The 17,002-nt window shown below is 38.6% G+C and carries 14 protein-coding genes and 1 pseudogene; 11 read left to right on the top strand and 4 right to left on the bottom strand.

Going from position 1 to position 17,002, the window contains the following annotated elements; all coding sequences use genetic code 11:
* The first annotated feature begins 10 nt into the window (after positions 1-10).
* From MC7420_RS38580 to MC7420_RS26505, 11 genes are all read left to right on the top strand, one after another.
* Positions 11-3,808 (top strand): glycosyltransferase, encoded by a 3,798-nt coding sequence (locus tag MC7420_RS38580; RefSeq protein WP_006104501.1) that lies wholly within the window; start codon positions 11-13, stop codon positions 3,806-3,808.
* Positions 3,809-3,852: 44 nt separating this feature from the next.
* Complete coding sequence (locus MC7420_RS26550; RefSeq protein ID WP_006104388.1) at positions 3,853-4,596, top strand: methyltransferase domain-containing protein; 744 nt, start codon at positions 3,853-3,855, stop codon at positions 4,594-4,596.
* 33 nt (positions 4,597-4,629) lie between these two features.
* Complete coding sequence (locus tag MC7420_RS26545; RefSeq protein WP_006104428.1) at positions 4,630-5,502, top strand: class I SAM-dependent methyltransferase; 873 nt, start codon at positions 4,630-4,632, stop codon at positions 5,500-5,502.
* Positions 5,503-5,550: 48 nt separating this feature from the next.
* On the top strand, positions 5,551-6,960 hold the full coding sequence (locus MC7420_RS26540) for a hypothetical protein (protein ID WP_006104471.1): 1,410 nt from the start codon (positions 5,551-5,553) through the stop codon (positions 6,958-6,960).
* Positions 6,961-6,969: 9 nt separating this feature from the next.
* The gene (locus MC7420_RS26535) at positions 6,970-7,551 is read left to right on the top strand and encodes a hypothetical protein (RefSeq protein ID WP_006104396.1); all 582 of its coding nucleotides are present in this window, start codon (positions 6,970-6,972) and stop codon (positions 7,549-7,551) included.
* Between the two features lie 245 nt (positions 7,552-7,796).
* Positions 7,797-8,978 (top strand): hypothetical protein, encoded by a 1,182-nt coding sequence (locus MC7420_RS26530; protein ID WP_006104449.1) that lies wholly within the window; start codon positions 7,797-7,799, stop codon positions 8,976-8,978.
* A gap of 129 nt (positions 8,979-9,107) precedes the next feature.
* Positions 9,108-9,950, top strand: a complete 843-nt coding sequence (locus tag MC7420_RS26525) for a glycosyltransferase (protein WP_006104468.1) — start codon at positions 9,108-9,110, stop codon at positions 9,948-9,950.
* Between the two features lie 50 nt (positions 9,951-10,000).
* A complete protein-coding gene (locus MC7420_RS26520) occupies positions 10,001-11,038 on the top strand; it encodes an IS630 family transposase (RefSeq protein WP_006097775.1) in 1,038 nt (345 codons plus the stop codon).
* Positions 11,039-11,072: 34 nt separating this feature from the next.
* Positions 11,073-12,074 carry a glycosyltransferase gene (locus MC7420_RS26515; RefSeq protein ID WP_044209921.1) on the top strand — a complete coding sequence of 334 codons (1,002 nt, stop codon included), beginning with the start codon at positions 11,073-11,075 and terminating at the stop codon, positions 12,072-12,074.
* Positions 12,067-12,774 carry a class I SAM-dependent methyltransferase gene (locus tag MC7420_RS26510; protein WP_006104458.1) on the top strand — a complete coding sequence of 236 codons (708 nt, stop codon included), beginning with the start codon at positions 12,067-12,069 and terminating at the stop codon, positions 12,772-12,774. Before MC7420_RS26515 ends, MC7420_RS26510 begins: the two co-directional genes overlap by 8 nt.
* A 92-nt stretch (positions 12,775-12,866) precedes the next feature.
* Positions 12,867-14,012 (top strand): glycosyltransferase family 4 protein, encoded by a 1,146-nt coding sequence (locus MC7420_RS26505; protein WP_006104495.1) that lies wholly within the window; start codon positions 12,867-12,869, stop codon positions 14,010-14,012.
* Positions 14,013-14,100: 88 nt separating this feature from the next.
* On the opposite strand, the gene MC7420_RS26500 is transcribed toward MC7420_RS26505, so the two are convergent.
* The 4 genes and pseudogenes from MC7420_RS26500 to MC7420_RS26490 all read right to left on the bottom strand — a co-directional run.
* Positions 14,101-15,072: a 30S ribosomal protein S1 gene (locus MC7420_RS26500; RefSeq protein ID WP_006104517.1), complete on the bottom strand. Its 972-nt coding sequence runs from the start codon at positions 15,070-15,072 to the stop codon at positions 14,101-14,103.
* Between the two features lie 262 nt (positions 15,073-15,334).
* A complete protein-coding gene (gene nrdR, locus MC7420_RS26495) occupies positions 15,335-15,907 on the bottom strand; it encodes a transcriptional regulator NrdR (protein ID WP_006104422.1) in 573 nt (190 codons plus the stop codon).
* 212 nt (positions 15,908-16,119) lie between these two features.
* Positions 16,120-16,215: a photosystem II reaction center protein T gene (locus tag MC7420_RS36325; RefSeq protein ID WP_063712032.1), complete on the bottom strand. Its 96-nt coding sequence runs from the start codon at positions 16,213-16,215 to the stop codon at positions 16,120-16,122.
* 148 nt (positions 16,216-16,363) lie between these two features.
* Positions 16,364-17,002 (bottom strand): annotated as a pseudogene (locus MC7420_RS26490) (photosystem II chlorophyll-binding protein CP47); the annotation flags it as partial.

The raw sequence follows: 17,002 nt of genomic DNA, 5'->3' as shown, positions 1-17,002 counted from the left end.
TTACTAAAAAATGAAGTATCCCAACGATTTTTGCAAAAATCCTGAATTGAATCTATGGCTTCCTTCTCAAGATGGATTCAATTTTACCTATTCAGATGGATTAGAGGAAGAAATTTATCTAGAAAATTGCTTACGGCAAGTCTCTGATTTAAGTTCCTCTTCTACTGAACTGGCAAGTTGTATTCGTGATTGGTCCTCAGAGTATCATTTAAGTCCTCAACGGAGTAGCTTGCTTCGCCCACTACAAATTAATCAATGTAGTTCTGTATTAGAGTTGGGGGCGGGTTGTGGCGCTATTACTCGATACTTAGGTGAAAATATTCCACATGTCATTGCTTTAGAAGGAAGTAAGCAACGAGCGAAACTTGCTGCTTTACGATGCCAAGATTTAAATAGTGTTCAAGTCGTTGTTTCCAACTTTAAAGATATTGAATTTAATCAGAAATTTGATGCTGTTACATTAATTGGTGTTCTCGAGTATAGCGGATTATACCTTCACTCTCAAAATCCATACCAAAAAACTCTGGAGATAGCCAAACATTATTTAAAAGATGATGGCATTCTGATTTTAGCGATTGAAAACAAACTAGGACTTAAATATTGGGCTAGATGTTCGGAAGATCACACGGGTTTATTATTTGACGGAATAGAAGGGTATGTAAAGGAGAAGAAAATCCAAACATTTGGTAAACGAGAACTAGAAAATTTACTCAAGTTAGCTGGATTTGATGCCTTTAAATTTTTATATCCATTTCCTGATTATAAGTTACCCGAAGTGTTGCTCAATATTGATGAATTTTATTTTCAGAGAGATAAGCCTTGGCTTTATCAATGGTTAGGATACTGTAACTCAAGAGATTACCGTCATTCTAAACTAGAAAATTTTCATGAGTTCTTAGTGGCTAAACAACTAGAGCATAACGGTTTATCGTCGGAAATGAGTAATTCGTTTCTAGTTTTAGCAAGCAGTAGTTCTAACAAAATTGATAGCTATTTAGATGTAAATTGTATTGCATACAAATATAGTGTAAAACGTTACAAGCAATTTATGACTCAAGTTAGTTTATGTCAAGGACTGGATGGTTCATTAAAGGTAGTACGTGAACCTATTTACCCTTCTTTGGCAGCACTTCAAGAAAAAACGAATAGTGATAACGAATTAAAGCATTACCCCAACGAAACAACAGACTTTGTTCAGGGTACACCCTTAATGGAACAGTTAGTTATCTCATTAAGTTCTAATGAAGAAGATTTTAAAGATACACTTCAAAAGTGGTACATTTTTTTAGTTCAAGAGTCTAAACGTTTGAACCTAAAAAAAACAGATTTGCCTGGTACATACATAGACTGTACACCTTGGAACTTAATAGTGACTGAAGATAACCAGATCTTCTATATTGATCGAGAATGGGACTACCTTAATAAAGTAACAGTCAATTTTGTTGTTTTTAGAGGATTACTTTATTTTTACATAAATATTTTTCCTTGGATAAAAGATGCTTTGAGACCTTTATTAAAAGAGGAAGATCTGAAATGCTTTGTAAATTATTGTTTCAATTTAATAAATTTAAATATAGAAGACGGTGATTATTTATATTTTAATGAATTAGAATTTAACCTACAGAGACAAACGAGTTATTTGTCAGCTAAAACCTTTGATGAGTATTTTAAACACATAAATTCTGTTCCTCATGTAGTATTGACTAGGACAAAACTAGACAATTTAGAAATCGCCGTTCAAAAGAGTCAAATTGAATCCGAGTATTTTAGAGGCGAATGGAAACGACTACAGTCTCAGCTACAGCAAAGGGAACTATTATTGCAACAGACTGAACTATCATTGCAACAGACTGAACTATCATTGCAACAATCTAGAGCCACTGTTATTGCAATGGAAAGCAGTAAATTTTGGAAAATGCGTACATTTTGGTTTAAATTGAGGCGAACTTTAGGAATTTCTGATGATGCGAGTTTTTCAATTAATCGTTTAGGTGGTAAAATAAAGCGTCTGATCTATATTTTAAGAAATAAAGGCTTGCGCTATGCAATAGCTAGAATTTCTAAGAAAGTTTATCTTAGGTTAGATAATGGATCATCTAGTTATGAAGTACTACCTGATAGTTACCAAAGATGGTTGCAACAAAATTTTCCTAGAGAGTCGGACTTACGTAAGATGGCTGAGACAGTAGAAATTTTCCCTTATCAGCCAGTCATTAGTGTTATTATGCCAACGTTTAATACGTCTGAGCATTTCTTGCGGGAGGCAATAGAATCAGTAATAAACCAAGTTTATCCCTATTGGGAATTATGTATTGCTGATGATGCTTCAACTCAGCCTCACGTCAAAAATATCGTGGAAGAATATGCAGCGAAAGAGACAAGAATTAAAGTTGTTATTAGGACAACTAATGGGCATATTTCTAACGCATCTAACTCAGCTTTAGAAATGGCGACTGGAGAGTTTATTGCTCTACTGGATCACGATGATTTACTCACCCCAGATGCTTTGTATGAAGTAGCTCTTTTGTTGAATCGGCATCCTGAAGCGGACATGATCTATTCTGATGAAGATAAAATTGATGAAACAAATAAAGTTTCATCGCCTTACTTCAAGCCAGATTGGTGTCCCGACTCATTTTTATCTCGGATGTATACTTGTCATTTAGGAATCTATAGACGAGAACTAGTAGAAAAAATTGGAGGTTTTCGAGTTGGCTATGAGGGAAGTCAGGATTACGATCTTGTTTTACGAATAACTGAAAAAACTAAAAATATATTTCATATTCCAAAAATACTTTACCATTGGAGAATTCATCCTCAATCTGCCGCCAGTGGAGTTGAGGCTAAGCCTTATGCTTATAAAGCTGGTGAAAAAGCACTTATAGATGCTCTTCACAGAAGAGGCGAAAATGGAATCATTAGTGGATTACCTGGATTTCCAGGTCTATACAGAGTTCGATATAAAATAGAAGATTATAAACGAGTTAGTATTATTATTCCTACTAGAGACTTAGGAAATGTTTTGAATAACTGTTTAAAATCCATTTTTGAGAAGACTGCCTACCCAAATTATGAAGTAATTGTAATCGATAATGGAAGTACTGAAAATGATACCGTTCAAATTATTGATTATTGGAAGAGTAAAGAACATGAGCGATTTAGCTGTTATCCATTAAACATTGAGTTTAATTTTTCTAAAATTAACAATTACGCTGTTGCTAAAGCAAAAGGTGACTATTTGCTCTTCTTAAACAATGATATAGAAGTGATTACGCAAGACTGGATTGATGCTCTCGTCGAGCAAGCTCAGAGACCTTCTATTGGAGCTGTTGGTGGACTCTTATTATATCCCGATAAATCCATACAACATGCTGGAGTTGTACTGGGAATTGGTGGTGTTGCGAGTCATGGTCATAAGAAGTATCCCTCGACATCACCAGGTTATGCAGGACAATTGATAACAATCAATAATTATTCAGCGATTACAGGTGCTTGTTTAATGTGCAGACGCGAAGTATACGAAGCAGTGGGAGGATTTGCTGAGGAATTAGCTATTGCCTATAATGATGTAGATTTTTGTCTCAAACTTCTCAGGCAAGGTTATCGAAATATTTATCTGCCTCATGTTGTGCTGTACCATCATGAGTCCAAGAGTCGAGGACGTGACGATGATAGCTCTGAAAAACTGGTACGTCTAGGTAGAGAGGCAGAATATATGAAGAAAAAGTGGGGTAAAATACTTGAAAAAGATCCTTGCTATAATCCTAATTTAACAAGAAGTGCAGATGATTATAGTATAAATATATAGGTATCTCAATATATAGTTTATTTAACATTAGGAGTGTTGATTTAATGTTTTTTTGGAAAACAATACAAACTTTTACTCAAAAAAAATATTTAGAAGCTGTCAAGTCTAATTTACCAGAAAACTCATTGCGTAAACAAATTGCTTCTCGATATTTAACAGGCAATGGCATTGAAATTGGACCACTTCATTCACCCCTGGAAATTCCAGTTGGCGTTACAGTACGCTATTTAGATCGGATGCCTGTAGAGCAATTACGGAAACAATACCCAGAGTTATCAAAGTATAATTTAGTTGAACCAGACATCATAGATGATGGCGAGACTTTAGCGTCTATAGCAGATGCTTCACTAGATTTTGTTATTGCTAATCACATGATTGAGCATTGCCAAAACCCCATTTTTTCACTTAAAAATTGGTTGAGAACCTTAAAAGGAAGTGGGATTTTGTATTTAGCTATACCTGACAAGCGATATACATTTGATCGTGATCGTCCCGTCACTACTCTTGAACATTTAGTTCAGGACTACGCAGAGGGACCAGCATGGTCAAAAAAATCTCACTTTGAGGAGTGGAGTCGTTTAGTTAGCAAAGTTTCTGAAAACGAAGTTGCCCTTAAAACACAAGAACTGATCGATAAAAATTATAGTATACACTTTCATGTATGGACTCAATTTGAATTCTTAGAATTACTTTTACACTGCAAAAAAAAGTTATTTTTTCCTTTAGAGATTGAATTAATTCAAAAAAATGAAATGGAGTTAATTGTCATTTGTCGGAAAATCACTTAAATGTTATAATCTATATATTTTTCATGGGTAAAAATGAGTAATTTAAAAATTGACCTAGGCTGTGGAAGCTCAAAAAAAGAAGGAACCCTTGGTGTTGATATTCATCCTTACTCGGGTGTTGACTATATTGTGGATCTTGAAACGGAACCGCTACCCTTTCCGGATCGAAGTGTTGAATACATTCATGCGTCTCACTTTTTAGAACATGTTAAAAATCCAGTGCCAATTTTTCAGGAAATCAGTCGTGTTTGTATTGATGGTGCCAAGCTAGAATTTTGGACTCCCTATGGTTGGTCAAATTCAGCATTCATTTTTGGACACGAATTGTTCTTCAACGAAGATCACTATTTACACATGTGCGTATGGCATTCCGAGCAATGGTCAAAGTCACTGAAAGCTCGATGGTTACTGAAAGAGTTTATATACGCCGTTGATCCTATATTTCTAGTAAATCTTTATCGACATCAAACCCCTATAGACTTTGCGATAAATCACTACAAAAATTGCGTTAGAGAGTTTGGCGTTTTTTTGGAGATTCATCATGATTATGATGGTAATACTATCCAGCCGATCAGAACTTTTACCCTTGACCGTTCTTCTACAAGATACTTTATACCTAATAAAAGTGAAGTCAATTTAACATCTATTAAATTGGAGCAAGCCATTCGTTGGTTATCATCTACTGAGCTAGTTCCCCATCTTCAGAATGCTCAACTTGACGTAAAGCAGTTGCAATCTCTTCCGCCAGACGTTCATGCGGAATTGGAGCGGCTGCAATTGCAGCTTCAACATAAGCAGGTTGAATTAGAGCAAGCAATTAATTTGATTGAAGCAATGGAAACGAGTAAATTTTGGAAATTACGCAATGTTTGGTTTAAACTAAAAAAGCTGATAGGACAACAATAAACTGTTGTAATATATTATCGTTGCTCCTTCATTGTTATCAAGTAGATTATGATAAAGCTGCTAAAAGAAACGACTAAAGGAAAATATATTTACGGTTACTATATCGCCATTGTTTTTGCTTTTTTGGTGAGACTGATTTGGATCAGCATCATCCCTCTGCTATCGAATGCACCTGATGAATCTTCTCATTGGACGGCAGTAGAATATTTATCAGAATACTTTAGGCAACCTTCTTCTCAGGAAATAGTGACGGCACAAGTGGGAGCTCATGTTCTTCAAGTACAAATGTCTTATTTCCATATGGTAATTTCTAAGAGTGTGTTTGGTCTTTTTTTTAATAATGATTCTATTTTGATTTATATCTGTAGAATTACTAATGCTTTACTTAGTATTGTGGTAGTCATCAACTGTCAGCATATTTTTTCTCAACTTATAAGAAATAAAATAATTGCCAATCTATTGGCTATTGCTTTGGCATTTCATCCGCAATATGTTTTTATTTCTTCTTATGTTAACAATGATGTATTTGCTTGTTGGATTACGACTTTATCTATTATTGTTTTATTGAAAATTTTGCCAAAAATTTTATCAAAATTAGATAGTAAAAATACTTTAATTCAACAATTTAACTTTTCCCAATTAATACTTCCACTGCTTTGCCTAACGCTATTCAGCAGTCTATTTGCCAAATCCTCATCTATAATTGTTTATGCTTCAGCTACTTTTATACTTTTATTTATTTTTTTATTTCGTTTTAAGCAAACTTTTCCTATTGTATTAAATTCTTTTAATAATTACAATTACAAAATTATATTGAATGTAATAGCTATATCAGCTTCCTTTTTACTCGGATATCTATTGTATAGTATGCATACAATAAAATTATCAATGCCAGGTCTTTCAAATTATGATGTTTTTAGTGGCTCTTTTATGGCTCAAGTTATTTTTTATCCCAGACCTGTTCAGTTGCGCCAGGTTGTCTATAGTGCAATTTTTTCATCTCATAGTTTTATTGATTACTTAAATACCATCACTCAGATGAACTATTGGCAATTAATTATACAAGGATTTTGGGGAATTTTTGACAATATGTCTTTAAGAATGAATAGCTTATGGTACTATTTTTACTTGCCTTACATGATTAGCTTTTTGTATGGTTGCTTTACTGTTTTCAAAAAATCTTTAACATATCATTATTTGACAGTGATGGAATATACGATGTGTCTGGCAGTAGTTTTAATGGGTGTGGGTAGCTTATCTTTTTCATATAAAATTGCCTTTCAACCTCAAGGCAGACACTTTTTACCAGTTCTTGTAATCGTTTATTATTTTATCGCTAAGGGGTTTTATGTTTTTAAAGGAGCTGATTTTACTAAACGCTTTATTTCAATAATGATAATCGGTTCCGTAATTTGTACAATGTTTTACATTCCTTTTAATCTTTTTAGTGTGTACTAGGGCAAGTAAATGCAAGAGTCTGGGAGGCAGATTTATGATAAAACTAAAAATAAAAAAATTTCAGTTATGAAAAATTTCCTTAAATTACAGCTTTTTGCTTTAATTATACTAACTTTTTTTTTAGTATTAGCGATAGTAAGGATGCCTTCATCTCACCCTAAACTTGTTGAATTTCCTCAACCTATTAATAATTACATATTAAAAGATATAAAATCAGATAAATCTTTTTGGGTTTCCACATCGAATGATCCTTATATAATTTTACCAAAAATTAAAATCCTCAATAGTCCAGAAAGTTTTTTTTATATTGATATTAATTATACCTCAAAATCCTGTAGAGCTAGCCTAGGTGAATCAGCCTCATTTATTCAAATATTTTGGCGAACGTCAGATGAAGGTTTTTCAGAAAATAAAAGTGATACAACACCTATATCCATGGGAGGTTCTAGCTATTTAATTCCACTCCGAAGTCTTTCTCTACTTTCTAATATTCCTGATAAAACTGTAGAGGTAAACTTTAGACTAGATATAGTTAATAAAATTCGGTGTAAGTTTCAAATCAATAAAATTATGCTGGGAACTTTTGAATAGATCATAGAAAAGTAATCTTCCAACAAGCTTGTTGCCCGACAGGGACAACTGCCGGAATTGCCTGATAGCTCTTTGAGCGATATTTTTCACCAGTCCCCAAACCGGGAAAGTATAATTAATCAGGCTTTGAAAGTCCGTTGTATTATACGTACTAGGTAAGTTTTTTCAAAAAACTGCATAAGCCCCGTTTAGTCAGAGATATATGCAAGCAGTCAAAGTCCCTAAAGCTCAATTAGGAGAATCTCATGGTTGACGTACTATTTGATGAAAGTGTTTACTTGGCAAATTACCCAGATGTTGCTACTGCTGTAGCGGCAGGTCTTTTTGGCTCTGGCTTAGACCATTTTCTTAAACATGGTCTAGGTGAAGGTCGGGTTGAAATTTCCTCGTCTTACGAAGAAGACACCTATTTAGACAACAACCCAGATGTTGCTGCTGCGGTAACGGCGGGTCTTTTCAGTTCTGGACTAGAACACTATGCCTTGTATGGACAGTTTGAGGGTCGTGCTGGAGTTTTTTCCGATGGTGTAGTACCCCCTGCTTCTTTCTCCCTTTTTGACGAAAGTTCGTACCTGTCACTTAACCCAGATGTTGCCGCTGCTGTGACTGCAGGTGCTTTTAACTCCGGCTTTGAGCATTTTCAACAGCTTGGTCTACAGGAAGGTCGTATCAGTTCCCCACTCTGGAATGAAGGAGCGTATTTAGCTGCCAATCCAGACGTGGCGGCTGCTGTGACTGGTGGAGCTTTTGGTTCCGGATTGCATCACTTTGCCCTGCATGGACAGTTAGAGAACCGTCCTGGAGCTTTGCCAGGTGCTTTAGTACCGTTTGGTTTCAATGAAGAATTCTACCTTTTAGATAATCCCGATGTAGCAGCCGCCGTTAATGCTGGAGGGTTTGGATCGGGTTTGGAACATTACAATGAATTTGGACAATTTGAAGGACGAGGAGCGTATTTTGGTGGAACGCCAGGAAGTGATTTGGTTGTTGCGTTTGGAGGTTTTGGGGATGACAACTTAAATCTAATCACGGGAGTTGAACTTGAGCCGACAACCGTGATTGAAAATGGACAATCTGTGGCAGATGCTCGCCCTATTAGTTTTGGAGTTGGTGAAGCCGATACCCTTGTAGGAAGTTTAGGACAAGATTTATTTGTCTTAGGAATTCCTGATCCTACTGGCATAGCTGTTTTATCAGAACCGTTTTATTTCGGTCGTGGTAATGCTGACTTCGCTACAATTAATAATTTTGAAGAGGGTGAAGATTTGATCGCCTTAGTAGGGACAGCAAGTGATTATAGTTTCAATGCATCTAACGGTGATTTCAACATTTTCTTCTCTGGAGATCTAATTGGACGTGTTGAAGGTGTTACAGATTTGCTACTGTTTCCAGACTTTACCGGTTCTGGAATATTGTTTCTGATTTAAGGAGGAAGACTATCTTGTTGGTTTCATCAAAACCCTTGGAGTCTTTACCTTAATTTAAGTTCTCTTCAGCCGAAGTTCTTCTGATCCGGCAAACTTCGGCTTTTTCTAAGTAAGACTGATCGAGATCTAGTGATTTATTTGCTCACCGTTAACTACTATTCAACCCAGCTAATTGAGAAACTAATCCACTCAATTCCAATTCATCTCAATATTTCTTATCAAATCGTCATTGTAAATAACTCACCTGACGATATAGCCGTGCGGCGACTTCATATCAAATCTTTTCAGATTTTAGAAGCAAATACAAACCTAGGCTTTGGCAAAGCCTGCAATCTTGGACTCAACTGGATTTATACTCAAAACTCCGATGCCATAGTCTGGATGATCAACCCCGACACCTATTTGCCCGAAAATACCCTGGAAAAGGTCTTTACTTTCTTTCAATCACATCCAGAAATTTCCATTCTCGGCACTCTAATTTACACCCCCAGCGGCGATATTTGGTTCGCTGGCGGTCGATTTGTCCCTCAATTTGGTGCTATCCTCTCCACAGACTTACTTTCCTCTGATCCAGAAGCCACCTATATACCCTCTGACTGGGTGAGTGGCTGTAGCTTACTTCTGAACCTGCACCATTTTAAAACTTGCCCCCAGTTTGATCCGGCTTACTTCCTTTACTACGAAGACTTCGACTTCTGTCGCCGCTATGCCATGCAAGGTCATCGGATTGCCATTACCAGTCATTTAGCCGTTATTCACCAACCCTCATCAATTACAAATCGCAATATCGTCCAAAAGTATAAGCATAGCACCTACAGCTATTTACTTACTTTAGAACGGTATACTAACAAATGGATACTGCTGATGAGATTTGGGCGTCTTTTCTTCCATACCTTTATATTGCTAATTCTCAAACCTCAAACGGCACTTGGTAAACTGGCTGGCATATTCTACTATAGCAGCCCTAAATAGGTCGCAACAGATATAATAGTAATAATACATCCCTAGTAAAAAGACAAAAGATGAACATTATAGATGAATTGGCTAATTTTATCAATCAGACAAAAGAGACCAAAGAAATTAAAAGAGCCTTGGCGGTAAAAATGATTTTGGAAGGAAAATCTTATCGTGAAGTCAAAGAAATATTAAAAGTTTCTCACAGTTTTATCAGCCAATGGAAAAATCAAGCGCTTTTTCAGGGTGTAGAAAGTTTAAAGCTTCAATATAAAGGTAGAGCAGGTTACTTAAAATCTGAAGAAAAAGAGCAAACAATTCAGTGGTTGAGAGAACAAGATTATCTAAGATTATCAGACTTGCAGAAGTATTTGCAGGAGCAATATAATGTAGTTTTTGAGTCCAATCAAAGTTATTATAGCTTATTTAAAGAGGCTCAAGTGAGTTGGAAAAAGACTCAAAAAAAGAATCCGGCTAAAAATGATGAATTAGTCAAAGCTAAAAAAAAAGAAATAGAGGCAAGGCTAGAAAAATGGAAACCGGAAATAGAAGCTGGAAGCCGGACGGTGCTTATGCTTGACGAATGTCATCTGCTGTGGGGTGATTTGTTAGGTTATGCGTGGGGAAGAACAGATGCAAGAATAGAAGTCCCTCTCAAAAATGAAAAAGAAAGACAGACTTATTATGGGGCTTTAGATTATCAAACCAAAGAGTTTATAGTCAAAGAATATAAAAGTGGAAACAGCGAAAATACAATCGATTTCATCGAATATTTACAAAGGAAACGACCCGGGAAAAAATTATCGATATTTTGGGATGGTGCAACTTACCATGATTCCAAGCAGTTTCGAGAATACTTAAAGACAATTAATCAAGATTTATCAGAGGAAGACTGGTTGATAAGTTGTACAAAATTTGCTCCGAACGCTCCCGAACAAAATCCAGTCGAAGATATTTGGTTGCAAGTTAAAACTTTCATTAGACAATTTTATCATCTTTGCAGCTCTTTTAAAATAGTTAAGTGGTTATTTAAGTTTTTTGCTGATGGTCAAATATTCGATTTTCCCAAAATATTTCAGTATGGAAAATTGCCACAATCTATTTAGGATTGCTATATCTGAGGCGAGTACTTTAAGATCAATGATGAGGGAAAACATAAGGAAGACTTATCAAGCAAATGGAACTCTTATCATTTTGATTCCTGTATTTAATGACTGGAAGTCATTAGAGATGTTACTTATTCGTTTAGATCAAGTTCTTAAGGATGAAAATATTCAAGCTGAAGTTATAGCAGTCGATGATGCCTCAAGTATAGCAATCCATGAAGATTTTATGTCTTATAAAGTAGCAGCTATAAAAAAGGTTAGTGTTTTGGATCTGAGAAGAAATCTGGGACATCAACGCGCAATTGCTATAGGATTAGCGTATACAGAAGAAAATATAGCCTGTCAAGCAATTGTCGTCATGGATGGAGACGGAGAAGATGATCCAGTGGATGTCATTCGACTAATCAGGAAATGTGAAATAGAAGGATATACAAAAATAGTCTTTGCCAGACGAAGTAAACGTTCTGAAAGTTTTATATTTAAATTTTTCTACCTAATCTATAAAGGATTGTATAGACTCCTAACAGGTCAGGAAATTAGGGTAGGTAATTTTAGCATTATTCCTCGTAGAATATTGTGTAGACTGGTAGCTGTCTCAGAAATATGGAATCATTATGCTGCAGGTGTTTCCAAGGCAAAAGTTCCTTACACCGATATTTATAGCCGCCGCAGTACTCGCCTTTATGGGAAGTCTCAGATGAATTTTGTACAGCTTGTAACCCACGGACTCAGTGCAATTTCAGTGTATGGCGATATTGTCGGAGTCAGGTTACTGGTTACGTCTTGTTTACTTATTTGCCTAAGTTTTCTTTCTATCTTGACGGTTATTGGTATTAGATTGCTGACCAAGTTAGCTATTCCAGGCTGGAGTTCCTATCTGGTGGGATTATTTTTTATAATATTTATTCAGGGTTTCATGCTATCTCTAGTTTTTATTTTTGTAGTTTTAATGGGGAGAAATAATATAGGTTTTATACCAAAAAGGGATTATCACTACTTTGTTTTGTCAATTAAAGAAATATTGAATTATGAGTGACTTTAATTACATAGGCTCAGAGCTTGATCTATTTAGTGAAGCTCAGAATTGGAAAGCTTATTACAGCAGTATCATTAGACGCTATTTGGGCAGTGAGGTGTTGGAAGTCGGTGCAGGTATTGGCTCCACTACGCAGAGTTTGTGTCAAGATAATCAAAAACGTTGGATTTGTCTGGAACCCGATCCTAATTTAAGCCAGAGGTTAAAATCTTCACTGATGAACAACTCACTTTTAAACTGCTGTGAAATAAGGGTCGGAACTTTAATAGATTTAAGTCCCGATGAAATATTTGATACTATCATCTACATTGATGTTCTGGAACATATCGAAAATGATATTCAGGAAACTAAACTAGCAGTGAATCACCTTAGGAAAGGAGGGATGTTAATCGTACTGGCTCCAGCTTATCAATGGCTGTTTACTCCATTTGATGAATCTATCGGTCATTATCGGCGTTATAACAGAAAAAGTTTATTTAAAACAGTTCCATCTACACTAGAGTTAATATGTTTGAAGTATCTAGATTCTGTGGGATTATTTGCATCAATCAGTAACCGTCTAGTACTCAGAAGTAAAATGCCAAGTCGCCAGCAAATTCTATTTTGGGATAAATATATGATTCCTATTTCACGTAAAATTGACCCACTTGTTTTGCATTCATTTGGTAAATCTATCTTGGGTATATGGAGAAAGTTATGAATAATTTTTCATTATAAAAAATGAAAACGATATAGAAATAAGATAACATCTTCACTCAGTTGATAAATTATTCGGAAACTTATTTAACCTTGTTGTCTCCCCTGTTAATCAACCTCTCCATTCTATTTGCTCAACCCACTGGTATCGCCACTTATGCGGCTAACCTATTCCCCTACTTAAAACCCCTGAATCCCAACCTCCTCATTTCACCCGTCGCGTCAAACCACTTCCCCCTAGCCTCTGACTTTCACAGCTACCCTGTTCCCGCCAATCTCAGCCCAGCCCAAGGAACAAAGGGTCACTTCCGTCGCCTGTTATGGACTCAATTTCAACTTCCCCGCCTCTACCACACCTTAAACGCCTCTCTCCTCTTTTCTCCCATCCCCGAAGCGCCTCTTTCTAGCAATTGCCGCTATGTCGTAATGGTTCATGATCTGATCCCACTCCGCTTTCCCAAACGTAACTCTCCCCTCACCCCCTACTTCCGTTACTACATCCCCCAAATTCTCACCCAAGCCCAACATATCCTCTGTAACTCCACCGCCACCGCCAGAGACATTACCGACTTTTACCCCATCCCCGCTACCAAAATCACCCCCATTCCCCTCGCTTACGACACCAACCACTTTCGCCCCCTCTGCGCCCCTCTGCGCTACCCTCTGCGCCCCTCTGCGTTTCCCAAAAATCCCAATGAAGCGACTCATAATCCCTACTTCCTCTACATCGGACGCCATGACCCCTATAAAAACCTGCACCGACTGATCAACGCCTTTGCCACACTTCCCAACTGCAGCGACTATGAACTGTGGATTGCTGGGTCAAGTGACAAACGATACACCCCTAAACTTCAATCCCAAGCCCAACAACTGGGTTTAAGCCATCAAGTCAAATTCCTCGACTATGTTCCCTACAACCAACTACCCATACTTCTAAATAACGCGATCGCACTTATTTTCCCCAGTCTCTGGGAAGGCTTTGGACTCCCGGTTCTGGAAGCCATGGCGTGTGGGACTCCGGTAATCACCTCCAACCTCTCCGCCCTCCCAGAAGTCGCTGGTGATGCAGCTATCCTCGTGAACCCTTACAACACCTCAGAACTCGCCGCCGCGATGCACACTATCGCCACCGACACCCAATTGCGATCGCGCCTTAGCACCCTCGGACTTCAACGCGCCCGTCAATTTAGCTGGGCAAAAACTGGACAGAAAACGGTTGAAGTTCTACAAAACTATCTTTAAAAAAAAAGAGGGATTTACCCTCTGTTCAAACCCAAAAAATTTTTGCCCAAAAAATTATTGGATGTATAAACCTGTCCTGACACCGGAATTACTCTTCCGTCGCTGACACAAACTCTTCTTCTTCAATCGCCTCTTCTTGAGATTCAGGATTAACGCCTTCCTGTTGTGCCAGCATCTTCTCCCGATACTTCTGAGCCATTTCTTCTGCCTTATCGTAGACTTGATCCCGATTGTTGATCATATCTCCCGGTTCAGGTTCCAACTGCTTCGTTGACAGCGAAATCCGACCGCGTTCGGCATCCAAGTCAATGATCATCACTTTCAATTCATCATTGACATTAAACACACTATGAGGCGTGTCAATATGATCATGAGAAATTTCTGAAATGTGTAGCAATCCGCTCACACCACCAATATCAATGAACGCACCGTAAGGCTTAATACCCCGTACCGAACCAACGACCACTTCACCCACTTCTAAGCGGTTCATCTTGCGCTCAACCAAAGCGCGACGGTGAGAGAGAACCAGGCGGTTTCGGTCTTCGTCTACCTCTAAGAATTTCAATGGCAATTCTTCGCCGACTAAATCTTCTTTCGGTTTGCGAGTGCTAATGTGGGAACCGGGAATAAAGCCCCGTAGCCCTTCAATGCGAACCAGCGCCCCACCTCGGTTTGTGGCAAAAACCAAAGAACGAACGGTTGCGTCTTCAGTTTGAAGCTGGCGCACCCGCTCCCAAGCCCGCATATACTCAATACGGCGAATGGAAAGGGTAAGCTGTCCATCTTCATTCTCGTCAGTCAAAATGAAAAATTCTCGCGTTTCATTTGACTGCAATACTTCTTCGGGAGCGTCAACCCGATTAATTGACATCTCCTGTATGGGAATATAAGCGGCGGTTTTAGCACCAATGTCAATCAGAGCGCCTCTTGGCTCCAGACTGAATACTGTACCTGCGACAATATCACCCGGGCTAAAGTGATAATCATATTTGTCCAGGAGGGCGGCAAAATCGTCGTGAGTGAAGCCAATATCTATTGTATTTGTGTTCTGACTGAGCATGCGCGTTGTGTTTCCTTGTTTAATCTCCGTAATGACTATGCCTCCTGTCGATGTACTCGCACGTCGGTATTGTGCCACCTACACCTACATTGCTTTGTCTCAACCTAACCTTATTTTAAAAGATTTAATAAAGTCCAGACAGGTAATTATAACTCAATCTGGATTGCCCTGTTGAGATCGAGAAGTATACAAAACTTTATCAAATCAGATAGACTGGAGCGTGAAATGATAAAACTGCTGTGTAATCAGGGTTCAGCGCCTCTTACCGTAAAACCTGTTGCTCCTCTGATGTGGGAATAACCAGGGAGGCTGATGTCTCCGAATCATCCGACTCGTTGGGGATAGCTGGTGGTATCGGGGATATCTCTGGATTATCGAGTTCAGTATTATTTCTGAGATGCTCTAGGGTTTCGATAAAATCGCGAATGCCCTGAAACTTCCGATAAACTGAAGCAAAGCGGACATACGCCACTTCACTCTCATGTTGTAGGTAGCGTAGGACTAGCTCACCGACTTCATCACTGTTGACATCCCGCCCATAGTGCTGCTGAACTTCAGCTTCAATCTCATCGACTATCGCTTCTAGGCGTCGTTGGGAAACTCCTGTTTTCTCACAAGCCCGTACCATTCCCCGTAATAACTTAGAACGGTCGAAGGATTCTCGCTTACCATCCCGCTTCAGGACAGTAATCGGCACAAATTCAATCCGCTCATAAGTCGTGAAGCGATGTTTACAAAGCAAACACTCCCGACGACGCCGAACACTTTGTCCTGCTTCTGTTGAACGGGACTCCAAAACGCGGCTGTCGGTGTGCTGACAATAGGGGCATCGCATAATAGCAAGTCTTTTCCGACTGGTTAAATACAGAAAATTGAGCCGATACGAGTCTATCTAATGTTCTCCTGCTCGAATCCCTGTCGGCAAAAGTAATCAGATAGACTCCTGTAGGCTCAGGGTATCCTAGAGAGCTGATCAAATTCACGATCAATCATAATCATCAGGGAGACGATGGCGCTCTCCAGGAGAGAAGACAGCGCCACAGGGATCTACTTTTCAATCCGAGGTGGTTCCCGGAACGCGATCGCAAAAAACAGAACGCCTAGAGCGCCAATCAAAACAAAGATATAAATGAGGCTTTCCATGTCACAACTTACCCAATTATCTGCTGTACTACCAGTTTACCTTGCTCAGTCAACCACAATAGCGAAACAGGCAAAAGAAAAATTAATTTTTCTCTTGCCCTCCATGATTAGGGTAGAGACGCGCCATGGCACGTCTCTACTGCAATATTTAGACCGCTTCTTTTTTCCGAGTGGTCTTATCACCCACTTTCTGGAACAGACCGAATTCGACTTGTTCGTCTAGGTCAGGATCAACCCCAGCAAATACATCTCGGAACAGAGTCCGGGAACCATGCCAGATATGACCAAAGAAGAACAACAGCGCAAATACGGCATGACCGAATGTAAACCAACCCCGTGGACTGGTACGGAATACCCCGTCGGAGTTTAAGGTTTCCCGATCAAATTCAAACGGTTCACCCAGTTGAGCTTTACGGGCATACTGCTTAACAGTAGCGGGATCTTCAATGGTTTGACCATCCAAAAGACCGCCGTAGAATGTCGCGGTAACACCAGTTTGCTCAAAGCTATATTTCGATTCAGCCCGTCGGAAGGGGATATCCGCCCGCACCACACCATTGGCATCGGTTAAGACAACCGGGAAGGTTTCAAAGAAGTTCGGCATACGGCGCACCGTCAATTCCCGACCTTCGCCATCAGTAAATACCGGATGACCTAACCAAGCTTCGGCAATACCATCACCCTTGTCCATCGGACCAGTGCGGAACAAACCGCCCTTAGCCGGAGAGTTGCCAATATAGTCGTAGAACGCCAGCTTCTCCGGAATCTGATTCCACGCCTCTGAGGG

This window comes from Coleofasciculus chthonoplastes PCC 7420, from assembly GCF_000155555.1.
Lineage (GTDB): Bacteria > Cyanobacteriota > Cyanobacteriia > Cyanobacteriales > Coleofasciculaceae > Coleofasciculus > Coleofasciculus chthonoplastes_A.
This window is presented reverse-complemented; position numbering and strand designations above follow the sequence as displayed.

Bases quoted from the DNA above. Each gene is read 5' to 3' on its own strand.
- nrdR (WP_006104422.1), bottom strand. From the start codon at position 15,907: ATGCGATGCCCCTATTGTCAGCACACCGACAGCCGCGTTTTGGAGTCC.
- MC7420_RS36325 (WP_063712032.1), bottom strand. From the start codon at position 16,215: ATGGAAAGCCTCATTTATATCTTTGTTTTGATTGGCGCTCTAGGCGTT.
- MC7420_RS26515 (WP_044209921.1), top strand. From the start codon at position 11,073: ATGATGAGGGAAAACATAAGGAAGACTTATCAAGCAAATGGAACTCTT.
- MC7420_RS38580 (WP_006104501.1), top strand. From the start codon at position 11: ATGAAGTATCCCAACGATTTTTGCAAAAATCCTGAATTGAATCTATGG.
- MC7420_RS26530 (WP_006104449.1), top strand. From the start codon at position 7,797: ATGGTTGACGTACTATTTGATGAAAGTGTTTACTTGGCAAATTACCCA.
- MC7420_RS26545 (WP_006104428.1), top strand. From the start codon at position 4,630: ATGAGTAATTTAAAAATTGACCTAGGCTGTGGAAGCTCAAAAAAAGAA.
- MC7420_RS26535 (WP_006104396.1), top strand. From the start codon at position 6,970: ATGCAAGAGTCTGGGAGGCAGATTTATGATAAAACTAAAAATAAAAAA.
- MC7420_RS26510 (WP_006104458.1), top strand. From the start codon at position 12,067: ATGAGTGACTTTAATTACATAGGCTCAGAGCTTGATCTATTTAGTGAA.
- MC7420_RS26550 (WP_006104388.1), top strand. From the start codon at position 3,853: ATGTTTTTTTGGAAAACAATACAAACTTTTACTCAAAAAAAATATTTA.
- MC7420_RS26520 (WP_006097775.1), top strand. From the start codon at position 10,001: ATGAACATTATAGATGAATTGGCTAATTTTATCAATCAGACAAAAGAG.
- MC7420_RS26500 (WP_006104517.1), bottom strand. From the start codon at position 15,072: ATGCTCAGTCAGAACACAAATACAATAGATATTGGCTTCACTCACGAC.
- MC7420_RS26540 (WP_006104471.1), top strand. From the start codon at position 5,551: ATGATAAAGCTGCTAAAAGAAACGACTAAAGGAAAATATATTTACGGT.